This is a genomic window from Tatumella sp. UBA2305 (genome assembly GCF_002345795.1).
Classification (GTDB): domain Bacteria; phylum Pseudomonadota; class Gammaproteobacteria; order Enterobacterales; family Enterobacteriaceae; genus Tatumella; species Tatumella morbirosei.
On the sequence record NZ_DDVT01000022.1, the window covers coordinates 1 to 17,285 of the forward strand.

Below are 17,285 nucleotides of genomic sequence, written 5' to 3' on the forward strand. Positions count from 1 at the left end.
GACGGATGGCCTTTTTGCATTTACAGGTATCATATCCAGTGGCTGCAGGGGCCACTGGTTATTACTCACGCGCTTCCAGCCAGTTCCGGATAAATTCTGCAACCATTGTCGGATGATTAATGTCCAGCCAGGGAATATCACCCGGAATGAAAGAGTGATCACTGGCAATAGCAATAAGATTCTGCTCAGACCGAAAATCAGGAATCTCTCCGTACCCGCTACGCCACAGCATAATTTTCGGGATAGGTTCCTGTTTAAACCCTTCGACAAGAATGATATCCAGGCTATCCTGAGTCATTCTTAAGGCAAGGGTCTGCAAATCCGGAGGTGGACTGTCTGGTGTTTCATGAACCAGAGCCCAACGTTGCTGGCTGGCAACAATGACCTGATCTGCACCCGCTTTGCGCAATTCATAGCTATCCTTACCGGGGATATCAATATCCATCTGGTGATGGGTATGTTTGATAAGCCCCGGTCTGATACCGTATTGTTTTAACAGAGGTATTATCTGTTTCAACAGCGTTGTCTTTCCTGTGCCGCTGGTCGCAACAATCCCGAGTACCGGTACTGTCATTTCTGCTCCTCATAATCCCTGAGATCTTCGCTGGTGTTCATATTAATAAATGAAGACTCAGGAGTATCACTCATCACCGGGTGACCATATTGTTGTAAGAAAGTCAGGACTCTTCTCTCACCGGAGGATAAATAACTTTTCAATTCGGGGACTAATTGCCGGTTTATCAGGCAAAAAACCGGGTGGTCGCGGTGCCGGGTTTGAATCCAGCAAGCCCGATCATCCTGTTTATTTTTCCAGAGCTGCTCAACAAAATTTTCAGGTGCAAACGGAGCATCGCAGGAAGCAAATGCCACCCAGTCGCTGGAGGAAACTAAAAGGCCGCTTAATATTCCGGCCAGGGGGCCCTGAAAATCCGACAGGCTGTCACTGAATGTGCTGTAACCGTATTGCTGATAAATAGCATGGTTACGATTAGCACTGATCAGTAATCTGCTGACCTGGGGGGCAAAGCGTCTGGCGACGTGCATAAACAGGGGTTGATGATGAAACATCACCAGACCTTTATCTTTTCCTTCCATTCGCCGTCCGGCTCCGCCGGCAAGAATAACGCCGGTAATATCCTTCATATAACCTCGCTTTTATTGTGGTCATAACCCTGATATTTTACGGGTTAATTATAACCCTGCAGGGAGTTTACTTATGCAAGATAAACGTCTGACTGAATTGCTGGAACTATTGTTACCCGCCTGGCAGCAGCAATCTGACCTTAATCTGTTGCAGTTTTTACAGCAACTGGCCCGGGAAAGTGGTTTTAGCGGTGAACTTGCATCACTTCCGGATGATGTTCTCATTTATCACCTGAAGTTGCGCGGCTCTGACAAACAATCAGCGATTCCTGGTCTGAAAAAAGATTATGAAGATGATTTTAAAACGGCGATTCTGAAAGCCAGAGGGGTAATTAAAGACTAAAACCACAAGATAATGCTATTCTTGGCACAGTAACGAAGACAACGATATGGCTATCTATGAGCGATGCAGCTTTTAATTTTAAAACGCTCAATCCGGAGAAGATACTGGATGTGCTATGGGATACCGGGATTCGTGTTGATTCAGGGCTAACTGCACTGAACAGTTATGAAAACCGGGTCTGGCAGTTTAGTGATGAAGATAAGCGACGTTATGTGGCCAAGTTTTATCGCCCGCAACGCTGGTCAGAATTACAGTTACTTGAAGAACACCAGTTCACCGCTGAACTGGCTACCGATGAAGTGCCGGTAGCTGCTCCGCTGGTATTACAGGGGCGTACCTTACATCATTCGGAGGGATTCTGGTTTGCAGTATTCCCCAGTTTAGGTGGACGGCAATATGAAACTGATAATTACGATCAGCTGGAAGCCGTGGGTCGATACCTCGGGCGTTTACACCAGACCGGTAAAAAAGCTCTGTTTGCCCATCGACCGACTCTCGGTCTGACAGAGTATTTCACTGAACCGCGGGAAATTATTGCGGGCTCATCGTTAATTCCCCCTGCCGTTAAAAGTAATTTACTGACAGCGCTGGATAATCTGGGCGTCACCTTACGGCAGGTCTGGAATGATGACTGGCAATCTTTACGACTGCACGGTGACTGCCATCCGGGAAATATCCTGTGGCGTGATGGCCCTTTTTTTGTTGATCTGGATGATGCCCGTAACGGGCCAGCTGTTCAGGATTTATGGATGCTGGTGAACGGAGATCTGCAGGAACAGCGCATCCAGTGGGATATATTGCTGGAAGCGTATTCCGAATTCAGCAACTTTGATGTTAACGAATTGATACTGATCGAACCTTTACGTGCGATGCGTATGGTTTATTATTTATCGTGGATTCTGAAACGTTGGCAAGACCCAGCGTTTCCGTTGGCCTTTCCCTGGATTACCGATGAGGATTTTTGGCGCCGTCAGGTGGTTATTTTTTCCGAACAGGAGAAAACCCTCCATCAGCCGATACAGCCTTTATCTCCTCAATTTTGATGATGTTACCTGGAGTAGTTTAAAAAATGAAAAAGATTTGGCTCGCGTTAGTTGGTTTCATGCTGGCATTCAGTGTTTCAGCAGCAACATTCTCCGATGGAAAACAGTATACCACCCTGGATAAAGCCATCCCGGGCGCACCTAAAGTCGTAGAATTCTTCTCCTTCTTCTGTCCGCACTGCTATGATTTTGAGCGTACATACCGTATTAACCAGGCCCTGGAAGACGGACTGCCACAAGGCGTTAAACTGACACGCTATCATGTTGATTTCCTGGGCGGAGATTTTGCCCCTGTGGTGACTCATGCCTGGGCTGTAGCCATGGCGTTAGGAGTTGAAGGTAAAGTTGTCGATCCTATTTTTGATGGTATTCAGAAATCACAGACCATTACCGACCAGGCTTCTCTGAAAGCTGCCTTCCTTAAAGCATCTGGCATCACTTCAGAAGAGTATGATGCGGCCTGGAATAGCTTTGCGGTAAAAGCTCTGGTGAGTGAGCAGGAAAAAGCCGCAACTGATTTCAACATTAGCGGCGTACCTTCTGTATTTGTTAATGGTAAATATCTGGTGAACAATGCCGGTCTTGATACCAGTTCAATGAATAACTTCGTTGCTGATTATGTCAACGTTGTGAAGTACCTGATTTCAAAGTAAGCGTCAAATACCTAACAGAACGCCGCTATCGCGGCGTTTTTTTTGCCTTGTGCGTATTGCGAGGTAAGTCATATAAATTACTAATATCCACAAAATATAAAAATAGCGTCAACAGTATCGACCGGTAAATTAACTGTATATCCATTTGATTTTTATTGTTTTTACAGGCTGATTACTGCGAGCATGTTAACTCCTAAGATCTCAAAATAAAATTACGCACAAACTTATCCACAGAAAGATCAGTGCGATCATCTCAGATAATCGGGATTTTTTGCCGTTGTAGTGCGCTTCGGTTCAACATTTATCTTCCCGATGTGGCATCCTTAGCCATCACCAACAGCAACAGAAGAAATCGCAACTTATGGCGCAAATTGCAGAAAACCCCCTGATTCTGGTAGACGGTTCCTCTTATCTCTATCGTGCTTACCACGCATTCCCTCCATTGACTAACAGTGCCGGTGAACCGACGGGGGCAATGTACGGTGTTCTGAACATGCTGAAAAGCCTGTTGCTCCAGTACAAACCGAGCCATGCTGCAGTAGTATTTGACGCCAAAGGTAAAACATTTCGTGATGAACTATTTGAGGACTATAAATCTCATCGGCCACCGATGCCTGATGATTTGCGTGCGCAAATAGAACCACTTCATCAGATGGTCAAGGCAATGGGGTGGCCGGTGTTGGTGATTTCCGGGGTTGAAGCGGATGATGTTATCGGTACGCTGGCGCGGGATGCCGATAAACAGGGGAGACCGGTGCTCATCAGTACCGGGGATAAAGATATGGCACAGTTGGTGACGCCTAATATCACCCTGATAAACACCATGAACAATACTATCCTTGGTCCGTCAGAAGTTAAGGAAAAATATGGTATTCCCCCGGAACTGATCATCGATTATCTGGCTCTGATGGGCGATTCTTCGGACAATATCCCCGGAGTTCCCGGAGTGGGTGAGAAAACAGCCCAGGCACTGTTACAGGGCTTGGGTAGTATGGCGACTATTTATGAGAATCTGGAAAAAGTTGCCACATTATCTTTCCGTGGTGCGAAAACCATGGCCGGTAAACTCGAACAAAATAGAGAACTGGCATTTTTATCCTATCAGCTGGCAACGATTAAAACTGATGTAGAACTGGAACAGAGTTGTGAACAGTTACAGATAAATGCGCCGGACAGTGAAGAGTTGCTGACTTTGTTTGGCCGGTATGAGTTTAAACGTTGGATCACCGAGGTTGAAGATGGCCGTTGGCTGGATGATAAAAAACCGGCTAAACGTGAAATGAGTCAGGTTACCGCAGAACCTGAGACTGTTGCTATCGCTCCGGCTGAGGCGACATTATCGGCGGATAATTACGTGACCATTCTTGATCAACAGAGCTTTGATCAATGGCTGGACAAGCTGAATAGCAGCGAAGTCTTTGCCTTTGATCTGGAAACAGACTCACTCGATACCTTGTCTGCCAATATTATCGGACTCTCATTTGCCGTTGGGCCCGGAGATGCCGCTTATTTACCGGTGGGCCATGATTATCTGGATGCACCTGCACAGCTTAACAGAGATGAGGTTCTGCAGCGGCTGAAACCACTTCTTGAAGACGAAAACCGTAGCAAGGTGGGGCAGAATCTGAAGTATGATCGTGGTGTTCTGAAAAACTATGATATTGAATTGCGAGGGATCCGTTTCGATACCATGCTGGAATCTTATATCCTGAACAGCGTGGCGGGTAAACATGATATGGACAGCCTTGCACAGCGCTGGCTGAATCATAAAACGATTACCTTTGAAGATATTGCCGGTAAAGGTAAAAAACAGCTGACATTCAACCAGATTGCTCTTGAGCAGGCCAGCCCGTATGCGGCAGAAGATGCTGATGTGACTCTGCAATTGCATCTTAAATTATGGCCACTACTGGAAAAAGAAGCCGGTCCACTGAAAGTGTTTCAGGAAATAGAGATCCCGCTGGTGTCAGTACTTTCCCGGGTTGAACGTAATGGTGTGCTGATTGACCCCGCTATGTTGGCAGAACATTCTCAGCAACTGACTGTACGACTTAATGAGCTGGAACAACAAGCCCATGAACTGGCTGGTGAACCCTTTAATCTTTCTTCACCGAAACAGTTGCAGACGATATTATTTGAAAAGCAGGGGATAAAGCCGACGAAAAAAACGCCAGGCGGAGCCCCTTCAACCAGCGAAGAAGTTCTGGCTGAGCTGGCGCTTGACCACCCGTTACCTAAGGTTATTCTTGAGCATCGTGGCTTGTCGAAATTAAAGTCTACCTATACCGACAAACTGCCACAGATGATTAATCCGTTAACCGGACGAGTGCATACCTCTTATCACCAGGCGGTAACGGCCACCGGGCGGCTTTCTTCAACAGATCCTAACCTGCAAAATATTCCGGTACGTAATGAGGAAGGTCGACGTATCCGCCATGCTTTTATTGCCTCTAAAGGGCAACGAATTCTGGCTGCGGACTACTCGCAAATAGAACTGCGGATTATGGCGCACTTATCCCAGGATGCCGGATTGCTCAAGGCATTTGCTCATGGAGAAGATATCCATAAAGCAACTGCCGCTGAAGTATTCGGTACCCCTGTTGAAAAGGTCAGTGCTGAACAGCGACGCAGTGCAAAAGCCATCAACTTCGGACTGATTTATGGCATGAGTTCATTTGGTTTATCACGACAACTGAATATTGGTCCGGGAGAGGCTAAAAAATACATGGATTTGTATTTTGAACGTTATCCGGGGGTTCTGCGTTACATGGAAAGCACCCGTCAGTCTGCCGCCGAAAAGGGTTACGTTGAAACCCTTGAAGGACGTCGTTTATATCTGCCGGATATTAATTCAGGCAATGCTATCCGGCGTAAGGCTGCGGAACGTGCGGCAATCAATGCCCCGATGCAGGGAACGGCTGCCGATATTATTAAACGGGCGATGATAGATGTTGACCAGTGGCTCAGCCAACAGGATCCGCAAAAGATAAAAATGATAATGCAGGTACACGATGAACTGGTTTTCGAAGTGGACGAGGGCTTAGTGGAGACGGCAACCAAAGCGATCCGCGATATTATGGAAAGCAGCCTGAAACTGGATGTTCCTCTGCTGGTTGAAGTCGGCACCGGAGATAACTGGGAACAGGCCCACTAGACATCTTGCATAATAAAACAGCCCTTTCAGGGCTGTTTTTGCGTACAACATCGCTGATTATTTCAAATGGCGACGTAATTCTGCACCAGCTTCTGCAATAGCAGTGATTACAGCAGGCTCTTTACTTAACGGGTTCAGCAATCCGTAATCATGGATCAGGCCGTTATAACGGGTCACTGTCACCGGTATGCCTGCGGCATCCAGATGACGGCCAAATGCCTCTCCTTCATCACGCAAAACGTCCAGTTCGGCCGTCTGAATCAGTGTCGGCGGAAAGCCCTGCAGTTGCTCGCTACTGGCTCGCAAAGGTGAGGCCAGAATACTGTTACGGTCTGCCGCGCTGGTGGTGTAATTATCCCAGAACCACTTCATCATATTTCTGGTCAGGAAATGGTTATTCTCATATTGCTGGTAAGAGGCATTATCAAAAGCGGCATCAGTCACCGGCCAAAGCATCACATTATAGCGAATGGCAGGTCCTGAAAGTTGTTTTGCCTGCAGTGCCACGGCAGCCACCATGTTCCCGCCAACACTGTTGCCTGCCAGTGCCAGCCGGCTACCATCAACACCAATTTCAGCACCGTGCTCTGCAACCCATTGAGTGGCTGCATAAGCTTGGTGGATGGCGACAGGGAACTGTGCTTCCGGTGATGGTGTGTAATCTACATATACGGCTGCTGCACCAGATTCACGAACCAGGTCACGAATCAGACGTTCATGAGTCGGGAAATCACCTAATACCCAGCCTCCGCCATGGAAGAACATAAATACGGGTAAAGTACCGTTGCTGTTTTCCGGTTTGACTATTTTCAGGGTAATACGCTGTCCGCCAGCATCAATAATCTTTTCTGAAACCTGTGCAGCAGGTAATTCGGCACCTTGCTGAGCACCAATCAGTACCTGGCGCGCTTCCTGCGGAGTCATTTGTTCCATTGGCTTTCCATCCCCTGAGTTAAGAATATCAAGGAACGCCTTTACTCCGGTAGTAGGAGCCGGTTGGTTGGCAGAAGCTGAAGCCTGAGCGGCAAATACGTCAGAAGTCAGAACATCAAAGTTAGTTTTCATGATTTAGCCTGCTATTGGTCAGTGATGAGGAATGATGCCCTGTAAAGCGCTCAGTTAACTCGCTTTGCAATTCATCTTGTGCATATAATACTTGCGCACAAGACTCTTTTAGTCAAATATTATTTATAATAATTTTAGTAAATCGTACCGCCGGGATATAAAAATGAATGAAATCAACAGACTGGACAATATACTATGTTTCTCACTGTATTCAGTGACCAATGCACTTATGAGGCAGTACCGGCCGTATCTGAAGGAATTTGATCTGACCTACCCACAGTTTGTGGTGCTGTTGGCTCTGTACGAACAGGATAATATCTCTCTTAAAGAGTTGGGGGAGAAAACCTTGTTTGACTCGGGAACCCTGACTCCTTTGGTACAAAAGCTGGAAGCTAAAGGTTACCTTAACAGGGTGCCGGTGCCGGAAGATGAGCGGGTGAAAAAAGCACTACTGACAGAGAAAGCCCATGACCTGCAAACCCGTATTAGCGATATTCCAAACCAGCTGCGTTGTTCTATCAGTATGAATGACCAGCAACTGACGACTCTGCGTCAGTTATCTCATCAGTTGCTGGAAGATTTATAAGCGATAATGAATTGCTGCCGGATAACGCTGGCCGGGAGCGCTGCCCCGGTCAGGTTATTTATCAATGAGAATTGGTTTCATAGTGAGAGTGGTCATTAGCGATAACTCTTTACGAAAAAAAGCTAATACATCGTTTTCCATCACCCGGTTTTATTGCTTCCCAGGGCCATTCTGTTGTAATCAGAGGTCGTTTTGTATGCAAAGGTTGCTACATCACTTGCGGGAAGCATCCAACCTACCATCGGCATTGTTCGCCCGATGAACTCACCCGGGTGCCGGTTTCTGCCTGTTTCAGCGCAAAAGCTACCTGTTCTTCCGTATAACGTGTCTTTTTCGTGCCGGATTACCTCATTTACTGAGAGAAAGAAAAGCCGGAAACTCCACTTTACACCGGGACTGAACAAAGGGAAGAGGTCATCCCACTCGATAAGGTTAGTAGGGTCAGGGTACAGATAGAAGGTGATAATCCTTGCATGAGCAAGTACAAGTAACCCTATTTCTTCACAGCCAGGATGTTTGGTTGCCAGCGGAAGGGGGTCATAATCAAATAGCGCGATAAAATCACTCATTCGCTACGTTCGCCATCCACGCAATCGCTTTACTAAAAGGGTGTGAGGCAGGCGGTAAGGCGTTGCCGCTTTGCTGATGCAAGGTTGGGTCGTGCGGATGATTTTATTGCAGTCTCTGTGCGAGGGGAGCGGATCTAATCCGATTTGTTCTTTACTATATTCCCTTTATTATTCATACGATATGTTCCACTATCCAGAACAAAATAACTCCCTGTATTTTCACTGTTCCTTACCATAAGGAGAGAGTTTTTTTCTATACAATTCATCGGTGGTTTCATATCGTTGAAACAAAGATCGTCATATCCATCTGTTTCTTTATAACCATCGCCAAAATCCCAAAATACAACTACGAAAGATCCATCTGAGCCAGGCTTTGGAATACCATGTTTTTCTTTCAACATGTTTTTATTTTCCAGCCACCAGAGTATTTTCCCCTTATCTGTCGGTGGGAAGCTTCTAACTAAAACATCGCTATAGTTATTTTCCTGATGAACCGAGACAATCTCTACAGGACGTAAACAAAGCCAAATCCAATAACCCGGTGTAACACAAACAGCCAGAAAAAATAAAATCAAAATTTTTTTATTTATTATTTCCATTGCGTCCCCCAGTGATTTCTACGGTTGCTTCCATATTGGTCATAAATGGCTTGAAACCAAACTGACTGTACCGCTGGAGAACAAACCAGATGCGGAAGAAATGAAACTTGCTGAATTTTGTTTTCAGAATATCATCGCTGTCGAGGCCAAAGTGGTCCTGTACTTTGTAATGCACTACTGCCCGGTAGCAATCATTTTCAATATGTAGTGATTTTAATGTGATATGTGTTGCCCAGGTATCATGCACGGTGATTCCCATACCGTTGAAATTATCCTGAAAGCGGTCAAATTTAGGGAGCTTTCCACGAGATATAGCAGTCCTTAAATCATCTTTTTGAGCAACAGGATAAATTCTATTTTTCCAGTCAATTTTTTCCTGAAGTACTTTTTCTAACAAAATACGAGTACTGTTTTTTTCAGATCTATCATTAAGAATATGCTCCTTCAATGCACTGTTCAACGACATATCCCGGAAGGTCGTACCGTTGCCGTTCTGCATGTGAGTGATCATCTTTTCGATCAGGTAATTGTAAGGCCCGTAAAGGGAAAATTTGCGTGATAACGAGCGAAACTCGTCAAACAGCATTGCGGCGCACTGCTGTCGGGTAATCTTTTCACCCTGGTCACGCATATTACAGCAGAACATGGACTGAGGGCGATCCATTGAGGAACGCCGGGTAAGCGTCCAGGGATCAACCCGATCAGAAATGTCATCCAGCCGGTACCGGGATTTTAACTGTGCTTCGGTTAAGTCGCCGCAGCGCATATCTTTAGCGCCGTAGTCGTCCATACGGTTTTGGGTTTTGAATACGGTGCAGGGAAACTGTAGTGCAGCCATCGTGATACATTCCTTGTGTTATCGTCCTTTGTGGTCTTCACAGGGAATAATACGCGGTGCAAGGTCAGAGTGTAAATATTGTACAGACCCTGGCCGTAATTTTTTACTGATTACGGGCAGGGTGTGAAACAACCTCTTAAAACGTTGTTTCAGTAGTTATTTCAGTTAATTTTCTTATTTATATGTAGATATTAGTTACTGAAACAGTGAAACAAGTAAAATAAAGTTCGCAGATACGCGGGTGTAGATTACTTCCTGTTTGCTATTGATACCACGTTGTAATCTTCTCCATGCTCCAGCGCCACCAGCAGATCAGCCCACAGTGCCATAAAGACCATGACCGTCTGAGCATCCTTCAAACCGTTCTCCTGCCTTAATTCATGCCCGTATCTGAATATCTGTCAGCTTTGCCATATTGCCACCTGTATATTGAATAGTGCTTTGTACCCAAACTGGGTCGTTAAAAGTGCTTTGGGTACAACCCTGGATACAAAGAAAATACGCACTGTTGTGCAATCATATGCGACAGTATGAAAATTAAAAAGCCCGCATTTAGCGGGCTACATTGGTTTTTTGCGATTGCATGTGACGGCATACAAAATCACTCGATATTCTGAATCTGCTCACGCATCTGCTCGATCAGCACTTTCAGTTCGATCGCAGAAGCGGTGATATCGGCATTGATAGATTTCGACCCCAGGGTGTTAGATTCGCGGTTGAATTCCTGCATCATAAAATCGAGGCGACGTCCGACGGCCTCTTTCTTCTTCAGTATGTTGTAGGTTTCTTTGACATGAGCCTCCAGTCGGTCCAGTTCCTCTGCCACATCAATACGCTGTGCCATCATCACAAGTTCCTGCTCAAGGCGGTTATTATCCAGCTGGATTTCGGCTTCTTCCAGCTTGGCTATCAGGCGTTCCCGTTGCCACAGCATAACTTCCGGCATATGGGCACGTACTTTAGCTACCTGCTCAGTCACACCTTCCAGCCGCTGTTCAATCATTGTCTGCAAAGCCTGGCCTTCAGTTTCGCGGGCAGTGATAAAATCATCCAGCGCCTGTTCCAGCGCGGCCATCAGTTGCTGGTTGATACTGTCCAGATCCTGCTCAGCGGCAGCCATCACACCAGGCCAGCGTAGAATATCGACAGGGTTAATACTGCCTTCATCAGCCTGCAGTTTTACCCAGTTGGCCGACTGGATCAGCTGTTTTGCCAGCGCTTCGTTCAGAATCAGTTCCGACTGTGCACCCTGGCTGGCATCAAAACGTAATGCACACTCAATTTTTCCCCGGGTCAGACGATGGCGGATACGTTCACGAATCATCGGTTCCAGGCTGCGAAACTGTTCCGGCAGGCGCATGTAGGTTTCCAGATAGCGCTGATTTACCGAGCGAAGCTCCCAGGAGGCGCTGCCCCAGTCACCTTTAACTTCACGGCGGGCATAGGCTGTCATACTGCGAATCATATCGGTTACTCATTTTTACCAGGTTATGGTGCAATTATAGCGGCGGTACTGTATCGAAGACAGGATTAACCTCAATAAACGGCATGATTTGGAATAAATATTATAAATATCAATTTGTTATTGTTTTTTATGCGCAGGTTAGTCAACCAAAAATACACTCTGTCCGCTGAAATATCCCACCACAGGCCGGCTCCCGCTAACATCGGGTGACTGAAGGTGAGATATTAACGATAAATATTCCAAAACTGGCCTTAATCATTCCAGAGAATTACTATCATACGTATTTATGGAAGCTGGAGTACAGATAATAGCTGACTGAGTGATTTTGGACACTATGCCTGTAATCATAGCTATTGAATCCTCTGTGTTTTTCAGGCTTACCGGACTGGTTGTGTAATAAAAAATCCTTTAGTAGTCAGCCGTTAATATAAATAACAGGAAGTGTCAGGCCATACTTACTAAGTAATTTCCGGCCAGATGAACACTTAAGCAGTAAAATAAACAGGGTGCAGGATAATTACTTTTTCCGTCTTTGGCGGTAAAATATTTCTGGGTGTTTTAGAACATATAGTATAAATCCGATATTTATTTTCTGGCTTGTGTTCAACTTTTATTGAAATGTCATAAGTCAATCGCTTACAGACTTGTGTGTTTTTCTGATATGTAAATATCTTGTTTTCTGTTTTTTTTAAGAGTTATATTCTAATAATGCTGTTGATGTTTCAGGGTAAATAACGAGTGGCTTATTGATTATTATCAATGTTTATGCGATGTTGATTAATGAAAATGCACTTTGACTTTAATGTGTAATGTCATGCCACCTGATAGTCTAAATTGTAATGGATGATTTAACTCTGCATGTGAATAACTCATCCTGATTTGGTATGCCTGAGTTTGGAGATGGAATGGATAACATCGATGCTGTAGTCAGGGGATTTTTCCCTGGTAAGAAAATTTCTTGTTTTAATAAAAAAATCATAAAGTGGATGGGGGATGATGTTCAAGGTATTTTCCCCGCAGATGATTTGACTAAAGGCCGGGAATGGCTAAGTTTTTGCTTTTCCCTGACTGATGTTGATCTTCCCTGGACTGATAAACAGGCGTCAACGTGGTTTCCCTTTGACGGTTCGGAACGACACCGCGTCATTGAGGATAAAGCCTTTGATTTTGTTGCTGACTTAAATAATTGTGCTTTGAATAAGCTTAAAAATAGCCACCCCTGGCATTGTCTGATTACTGGAGTTTGAAGATGAGTGATTTTGTGGGGAGTCATGACTTGTGGGTTAAATTGATTAACGTCAGGGTGCTATTTTGAGTTTATGTCTAATCAAAAAAAACAGATATCGTTTTATGTTTGGTTTTCTTATTTTTACCCTGTTCGGCTGTGATGTTCGGAGTAGTTTAACTTTTAACGGTTATTCATATGGTGATTTTATTTATCTTTCTTATTTTTCAACAGAGGAAATAGAGGCGATTTATGTCAAAAAAGGGCAGCACGTAAGTAAAGGTCAGCCCTTGTTAAAAATGGATACTTATAATCTTCAAAATACTATGAATATAGCGGAAAGAAATTATCTTTCTGAACAGGCATTGTTGACTGATTTAATGTCAGGAGAAAGGCCTGAAGAGTTGAATGTGATAAGAGCACAGCTTGAACGGGCAATTTCAGCAGCCAGTCTGGCAAAAAGTCAGTTATCACGCTATCAGAAACTTTACTCAACACAGGTTATTTCGGCCGAAGAGTGGCAACGAGCCAGCAATGATTACAGCCAGAAAACAGCGAGTGTCAGAGAACTAGAACATCAACTGGAAGCCAGACAATTACCCGCAAGACAATCTCAGATCAGTCATCAGCAATTGCGGGTGGAATCGGCTAATCTGCAGAGGGATAAAGCTATCAGGGACATACAGCAAAGTACGCTGTTTGCCCCACAAGAGGCAATAGTATTCGATACTCTGTATCTGCCAGGAGAGAGGCCGACAGCCGGACAGCCTGTGATCAGCCTGCTTCCTGACGGTAATCTCAAAATTCGCTTTTATATTCCTGAACCACAACTGGGGCGTATAAGCGCAGGGATGAAGGTTAGCTTACGTTGCGATGGATGCTCACGGACTTTTACTGGTCGGGTTAATTACATTAGTCCGCAGGCAGAATATACCCCACCGGTGATATACAGTACGGTCCGCCGGGAAAAATTAATCTATATGGCTGAAGCGATACCGGAGTCTGTTAAGCCCGGAGAGATTAAAGTGGGTCAGCCTTTTGAGGTGGAGCTCGAGCCTGATGAATGACTGGTGCATAAATGTTGAAAGGCTGAATAAACACTTCGGAGACCAGCACGTTGTTAAGGACCTTTCGTTGCAAATCGGCAAAGGGGAAATCTATGGTTTTCTGGGGCCTAATGGTAGCGGAAAGACGACTTCGATACGCATGATGTGTGGGTTAATAACTCCGGATTCCGGTCTGGGGCATTGTCTGGACTATGACATTTTCACGCAGCGGGACAATATTAAAAAACGTATAGGTTATATGACCCAGTACTTCTCCATGTGGGGTGCTCTCACTGTCCGGGAAAATCTTTTATTTATTGCACGATTGCATAATTTAAAACCGGCCGGGCAATATGTGGACAAAACGTTGTCGGATATGGGGCTGTCATCACGCCAGAATCATCTGGCGAAAGACCTGTCAGGGGGATGGAAGCAGCGTCTGGGTCTGGCCGCCAGTATGATCCATCAACCCGGATTATTATTTCTTGATGAGCCAACCGCCGGGGTCGATCCTAAATCCCGCAGGGATTTCTGGCAGATACTCCACTGGTTGTCAGACAGAGGGATATCTATTCTCGTCAGTACTCATTACATGGACGAGGCTGAGCGCTGTCACCAGCTGGCTTACCTTGCGTACGGGAAGTTATTAGCGAACGGAACCGCACAATCTATTATTGATGCTCAGAAGCTGACAACAATTCGAATTTCAGGCCCGGGGCTTACGTCCCTGGAAGCGAAATTACGTTGTTTCCCGGAGATTCACCAAACCGTTATTTTTGGGAGAACTTTGCACGTGACTTCATCGGATAACCACAATCTCGCCCGAATTCTTCGCAAAGTGGTTCCTGATGGTTATGGTATCCAAGAGGTTGGAACCACTCTTGAAGATGCTTTCTCTCATTTGATGAAACCACTACATGATTAAGATAAAAATTCCTTTTTCTTTCACTCGCTGGTTAGCCGTGGTAATGAAAGAGTTGCATGAACTGCGTCGCGATAAAGTGAGTATCGGAATGGTTTTTCTGACCCCTTTGCTTCAGCTGATCATTCTGGGATATGCCGTCAATATGGATCCGCACAGAATACCTTCAGCACTGATTAACTATGATTCCGGACAGTTGAGTAAAGTTTTTATCAGTAGCGTGCAAAATACGGATTATTTCTCATTTCAGTCCTATCCGTCGGCTGAAGAAGCAAGAAATGCATTTGTCCGGGGAAATATTCTTTTTATGGTAACGATTCCCGAAGGGTTTACACGGAAAATTTTGCGCGGAGAAAAGCCTCAATTGCTGGTACAAGGTGACGCTATTGATCCTCTGGCTATTGGCAATGCGTTAAGTGCACTTAGCCAGGTCTCCGGTTCAATGTTTCAGCACGACTTACCTGAATCTCTGCGGAACCTGCAGCAGGAGAATACATTTGAACTGGTTGTCCAGCGGATGTTTAACCCAGAAGGGATAACCCGGTTTAACACGATTCCCGGACTTATTGGCTCAATACTGAGTACTACTCTGATTTTGATGACTGCACTGGCCATTACCCGGGAACGTGAGAGTGGGGCGATGGAAAATTTATTAATTTCTCCGGTAACAGCGCTTGAAGTAATACTCGGGAAAATCACACCGTATGTGCTGGTGGGTGTGTTTCAGTCACTAATGATCCTATGGTTTGCTGTTTATCTGTTTAATATTCCTGTAATTGGCAGTTTTTCTCTGCTGTTTCTGGTGTTGGTTATTTACATTTTCCTGTGCCTTTGTATCGGGATAATGATTTCAAGTGTGGCCAAAAATCAGCTTCAGGCATTACAGTTGTCGTCGTTTTACTTTATTCCTTCGGTAATGTTGTCCGGATTTATCAGCCCGTTTATCAGTATGCCTGTATGGGCACAAATGGTGGGTTCCTGCTTACCGCTGACCTATTTTATCCGTTTAATCAAAGCGGTTATGTTGAAGGGGTATACCATGGCTGAACTTTTGCCGGAGTTGCTATCACTGGCTGTTCTTGGAGGACTGGTGATATTGATTAGTTTACACAGTTATCGCAAAACTCTGGACTGATCACCGCGGCCATAGGCATTCGCTGGTGAAATCCGTATAATGCGCAGCCAGTTAATAGCAGCCGGAGATACATCATGCGTCCAGCAGGCCGTAGCGCGAACCAGGTTCGCCCAGTTACCCTGACCCGTCACTATACCAAACACGCTGAAGGCTCAGTGCTGGTTGAATTTGGTGAAACCAAAGTGCTTTGCACTGCGACAATTGAAGAAAGCGTACCGCGTTTTCTGAAAGGTAAAGGCCAGGGATGGGTCACTGCAGAATATGGCATGTTGCCACGCTCAACCCACAGTCGGATGGCCAGAGAGGCGGCCAAAGGTAAGCAGGGCGGCCGGACTCTGGAAATTCAACGTCTGATTGCCCGTTCATTACGGGCAGCGGTCGATCTTCAGGCACTCGGTGAGTACACCATTACGCTGGATTGTGACGTTATTCAGGCGGATGGCGGAACCCGTACAGCGTCTATTACCGGTGCCTGCGTGGCGTTGGCCGATGCACTTAATTCACTGGTTGCTGAAGGTAAACTGAAGTCCAGTCCGATGAAAGGGATGGTTGCTGCAATTTCTGTCGGGATTGTTGACGGAGAAGCTGTCTGTGATCTGGAATATATCGAAGATTCTGCCGCAGATACCGATATGAATGTCGTGATGATGGAAGACGGCAGAATGATCGAGGTACAGGGAACAGCTGAAGGTGCACCTTTCAGCCATGAAGAGCTGCTGAGTTTGCTGGCACTGGCCCGCGGTGGCATCGATACCCTGATTGACGCGCAGAAAGCCGCGTTAGCTAACTGATTTTCCAGGCGACCTGCGGGTCGCTTTTTTATGTGAGGAATAAAAATGAAACCGTGGCAGCGTCAGTTTATCGAGTTTGCATTAAATAAGCAGGTTTTGAAGTTTGGCGAATTTACACTGAAATCCGGACGCCAGAGCCCTTATTTCTTCAATGCAGGGCTGTTTAATACCGGACGTGATTTAGCTCTGCTAGGACGTTTTTACGCGCACGCGTTGACAGATTCAGCCATCGATTTTGATCTGTTGTTCGGACCGGCCTACAAAGGTATCCCGATTGCGACGACGACCGCCGTTGCCCTGGCTGACCACCATGACAGAGATGTTCCTTATTGCTTTAACCGTAAGGAAGCGAAGGATCACGGTGAAGGTGGATTGCTGGTCGGAAGCCCGTTGCAGGGGCGCATTATGCTGGTGGATGATGTGATCACTGCAGGTACTGCTATTCGTGAATCCATGGAAATTATTGCGGCAAATAAAGCGACACTCGCGGGTGTATTAATCTCGCTGGACCGTCAGGAACGGGGACGGGGTGAACTCTCTGCGATTCAGGAAGTTGAGCGGGATTACCAGTGCAAAGTCATTTCCATCATTACCCTGAAGGACCTGATAAGCTATCTGGAAGAAAAACCTGAAATGGCTAATCATCTGGCGTCTGTCAGAGCCTATCAGCAACAGTATGGTGTCTGATATTACCAGCAACAGCGGGCT

18 protein-coding genes are annotated in these 17,285 nt (G+C 45.7%); 11 read left to right on the plus strand and 7 right to left on the minus strand.

Annotated features, from left to right (window positions below):
• Positions 1–61 precede the first annotated feature (61 nt).
• The gene (mobB, locus tag B3Z23_RS15335) at positions 62–574 is read right to left on the minus strand and encodes a molybdopterin-guanine dinucleotide biosynthesis protein MobB (protein WP_294911923.1); all 513 of its coding nucleotides are present in this window, start codon (positions 572–574) and stop codon (positions 62–64) included.
• Positions 571–1,143 (minus strand): molybdenum cofactor guanylyltransferase MobA, encoded by a 573-nt coding sequence (mobA, locus tag B3Z23_RS15340; protein WP_294911925.1) that lies wholly within the window; start codon positions 1,141–1,143, stop codon positions 571–573. Before mobA ends, mobB begins: the two co-directional genes overlap by 4 nt.
• Before the next feature lie 73 nt (positions 1,144–1,216).
• Between mobA and B3Z23_RS15345 the strand changes: the two genes are divergently transcribed.
• The 4 genes from B3Z23_RS15345 (at position 1,217) to polA (ending at position 6,336) form a co-directional block, all read left to right on the plus strand.
• Entirely contained in the window at positions 1,217–1,486 is a 270-nt protein-coding gene (locus B3Z23_RS15345; RefSeq protein WP_294911927.1) for a DUF1040 family protein, read from the plus strand.
• A 56-nt stretch (positions 1,487–1,542) separates the two neighbouring features.
• Positions 1,543–2,529, plus strand: a complete 987-nt coding sequence (locus B3Z23_RS15350) for a serine/threonine protein kinase (RefSeq protein ID WP_294911929.1) — start codon at positions 1,543–1,545, stop codon at positions 2,527–2,529.
• A 26-nt stretch (positions 2,530–2,555) separates the two neighbouring features.
• Positions 2,556–3,182 (plus strand): thiol:disulfide interchange protein DsbA, encoded by a 627-nt coding sequence (dsbA, locus tag B3Z23_RS15355; protein WP_294911931.1) that lies wholly within the window; start codon positions 2,556–2,558, stop codon positions 3,180–3,182.
• 361 nt (positions 3,183–3,543) lie between these two features.
• The gene (polA, locus tag B3Z23_RS15360) at positions 3,544–6,336 is read left to right on the plus strand and encodes a DNA polymerase I (RefSeq protein WP_294911933.1); all 2,793 of its coding nucleotides are present in this window, start codon (positions 3,544–3,546) and stop codon (positions 6,334–6,336) included.
• Between the two features lie 57 nt (positions 6,337–6,393).
• Here polA and B3Z23_RS15365 read toward each other — a convergent pair whose 3' ends face one another.
• Positions 6,394–7,401: an alpha/beta hydrolase gene (locus B3Z23_RS15365; protein WP_294911935.1), complete on the minus strand. Its 1,008-nt coding sequence runs from the start codon at positions 7,399–7,401 to the stop codon at positions 6,394–6,396.
• A gap of 163 nt (positions 7,402–7,564) precedes the next feature.
• On the opposite strand from B3Z23_RS15365, the gene B3Z23_RS15370 reads away from it, so the two are divergent.
• Positions 7,565–7,987, plus strand: a complete 423-nt coding sequence (locus B3Z23_RS15370) for a MarR family winged helix-turn-helix transcriptional regulator (protein ID WP_294911937.1) — start codon at positions 7,565–7,567, stop codon at positions 7,985–7,987.
• Between the two features lie 140 nt (positions 7,988–8,127).
• On the opposite strand, the gene B3Z23_RS15375 is transcribed toward B3Z23_RS15370, so the two are convergent.
• The 4 genes from B3Z23_RS15375 to B3Z23_RS15390 form a co-directional block, all read right to left on the minus strand.
• Complete coding sequence (locus tag B3Z23_RS15375) at positions 8,128–8,556, minus strand: hypothetical protein (protein WP_294911939.1); 429 nt, start codon at positions 8,554–8,556, stop codon at positions 8,128–8,130.
• Positions 8,557–8,690: 134 nt separating this feature from the next.
• A complete protein-coding gene (locus B3Z23_RS15380) occupies positions 8,691–9,155 on the minus strand; it encodes a DUF943 family protein (RefSeq protein ID WP_294911941.1) in 465 nt (154 codons plus the stop codon).
• Positions 9,139–9,993 carry a YPO3983 family protein gene (locus B3Z23_RS15385; RefSeq protein WP_294911944.1) on the minus strand — a complete coding sequence of 285 codons (855 nt, stop codon included), beginning with the start codon at positions 9,991–9,993 and terminating at the stop codon, positions 9,139–9,141. Before B3Z23_RS15385 ends, B3Z23_RS15380 begins: the two co-directional genes overlap by 17 nt.
• 601 nt (positions 9,994–10,594) lie before the next feature.
• Entirely contained in the window at positions 10,595–11,458 is an 864-nt protein-coding gene (locus B3Z23_RS15390) for a YicC/YloC family endoribonuclease (protein WP_294911946.1), read from the minus strand.
• An 884-nt stretch (positions 11,459–12,342) separates the two neighbouring features.
• Between B3Z23_RS15390 and B3Z23_RS15395 the strand changes: the two genes are divergently transcribed.
• From B3Z23_RS15395 to pyrE, 6 genes are all read left to right on the plus strand, one after another.
• Positions 12,343–12,705: a hypothetical protein gene (locus B3Z23_RS15395; protein WP_294911948.1), complete on the plus strand. Its 363-nt coding sequence runs from the start codon at positions 12,343–12,345 to the stop codon at positions 12,703–12,705.
• A 103-nt stretch (positions 12,706–12,808) separates the two neighbouring features.
• Positions 12,809–13,750, plus strand: a complete 942-nt coding sequence (locus tag B3Z23_RS15400) for an HlyD family secretion protein (protein WP_294911950.1) — start codon at positions 12,809–12,811, stop codon at positions 13,748–13,750.
• Positions 13,743–14,654, plus strand: coding sequence for an ABC transporter ATP-binding protein (locus B3Z23_RS15405; RefSeq protein ID WP_294911952.1), 912 nt, complete (start codon positions 13,743–13,745; stop codon positions 14,652–14,654). The genes B3Z23_RS15400 and B3Z23_RS15405 overlap by 8 nt, the downstream gene beginning before the upstream one ends.
• Positions 14,647–15,786, plus strand: coding sequence for an ABC transporter permease (locus tag B3Z23_RS15410; protein WP_294911954.1), 1,140 nt, complete (start codon positions 14,647–14,649; stop codon positions 15,784–15,786). Before B3Z23_RS15405 ends, B3Z23_RS15410 begins: the two co-directional genes overlap by 8 nt.
• A gap of 74 nt (positions 15,787–15,860) precedes the next feature.
• Positions 15,861–16,577, plus strand: coding sequence for a ribonuclease PH (gene rph, locus B3Z23_RS15415; protein ID WP_294911957.1), 717 nt, complete (start codon positions 15,861–15,863; stop codon positions 16,575–16,577).
• A 45-nt stretch (positions 16,578–16,622) separates the two neighbouring features.
• Positions 16,623–17,264, plus strand: a complete 642-nt coding sequence (gene pyrE, locus B3Z23_RS15420) for an orotate phosphoribosyltransferase (protein WP_294911960.1) — start codon at positions 16,623–16,625, stop codon at positions 17,262–17,264.
• Positions 17,265–17,285: the final 21 nt, after the last annotated feature.

What these genes read in the sequence shown, in the direction of transcription:
- mobB (WP_294911923.1), bottom strand. Translation starts at nt 574, where the DNA reads ATGACAGTACCGGTACTCGGGATTGTTGCGACCAGCGGCACAGGAAAG.
- mobA (WP_294911925.1), bottom strand. Translation starts at nt 1,143, where the DNA reads ATGAAGGATATTACCGGCGTTATTCTTGCCGGCGGAGCCGGACGGCGA.
- B3Z23_RS15345 (WP_294911927.1), top strand. Translation starts at nt 1,217, where the DNA reads ATGCAAGATAAACGTCTGACTGAATTGCTGGAACTATTGTTACCCGCC.
- B3Z23_RS15350 (WP_294911929.1), top strand. Translation starts at nt 1,543, where the DNA reads ATGAGCGATGCAGCTTTTAATTTTAAAACGCTCAATCCGGAGAAGATA.
- dsbA (WP_294911931.1), top strand. Translation starts at nt 2,556, where the DNA reads ATGAAAAAGATTTGGCTCGCGTTAGTTGGTTTCATGCTGGCATTCAGT.
- polA (WP_294911933.1), top strand. Translation starts at nt 3,544, where the DNA reads ATGGCGCAAATTGCAGAAAACCCCCTGATTCTGGTAGACGGTTCCTCT.
- B3Z23_RS15365 (WP_294911935.1), bottom strand. Translation starts at nt 7,401, where the DNA reads ATGAAAACTAACTTTGATGTTCTGACTTCTGACGTATTTGCCGCTCAG.
- B3Z23_RS15370 (WP_294911937.1), top strand. Translation starts at nt 7,565, where the DNA reads ATGAATGAAATCAACAGACTGGACAATATACTATGTTTCTCACTGTAT.
- B3Z23_RS15375 (WP_294911939.1), bottom strand. Translation starts at nt 8,556, where the DNA reads ATGAGTGATTTTATCGCGCTATTTGATTATGACCCCCTTCCGCTGGCA.
- B3Z23_RS15380 (WP_294911941.1), bottom strand. Translation starts at nt 9,155, where the DNA reads ATGGAAATAATAAATAAAAAAATTTTGATTTTATTTTTTCTGGCTGTT.
- B3Z23_RS15385 (WP_294911944.1), bottom strand. Translation starts at nt 9,993, where the DNA reads ATGGCTGCACTACAGTTTCCCTGCACCGTATTCAAAACCCAAAACCGT.
- B3Z23_RS15390 (WP_294911946.1), bottom strand. Translation starts at nt 11,458, where the DNA reads ATGATTCGCAGTATGACAGCCTATGCCCGCCGTGAAGTTAAAGGTGAC.
- B3Z23_RS15395 (WP_294911948.1), top strand. Translation starts at nt 12,343, where the DNA reads ATGCCTGAGTTTGGAGATGGAATGGATAACATCGATGCTGTAGTCAGG.
- B3Z23_RS15400 (WP_294911950.1), top strand. Translation starts at nt 12,809, where the DNA reads ATGTTTGGTTTTCTTATTTTTACCCTGTTCGGCTGTGATGTTCGGAGT.
- B3Z23_RS15405 (WP_294911952.1), top strand. Translation starts at nt 13,743, where the DNA reads ATGAATGACTGGTGCATAAATGTTGAAAGGCTGAATAAACACTTCGGA.
- B3Z23_RS15410 (WP_294911954.1), top strand. Translation starts at nt 14,647, where the DNA reads ATGATTAAGATAAAAATTCCTTTTTCTTTCACTCGCTGGTTAGCCGTG.
- rph (WP_294911957.1), top strand. Translation starts at nt 15,861, where the DNA reads ATGCGTCCAGCAGGCCGTAGCGCGAACCAGGTTCGCCCAGTTACCCTG.
- pyrE (WP_294911960.1), top strand. Translation starts at nt 16,623, where the DNA reads ATGAAACCGTGGCAGCGTCAGTTTATCGAGTTTGCATTAAATAAGCAG.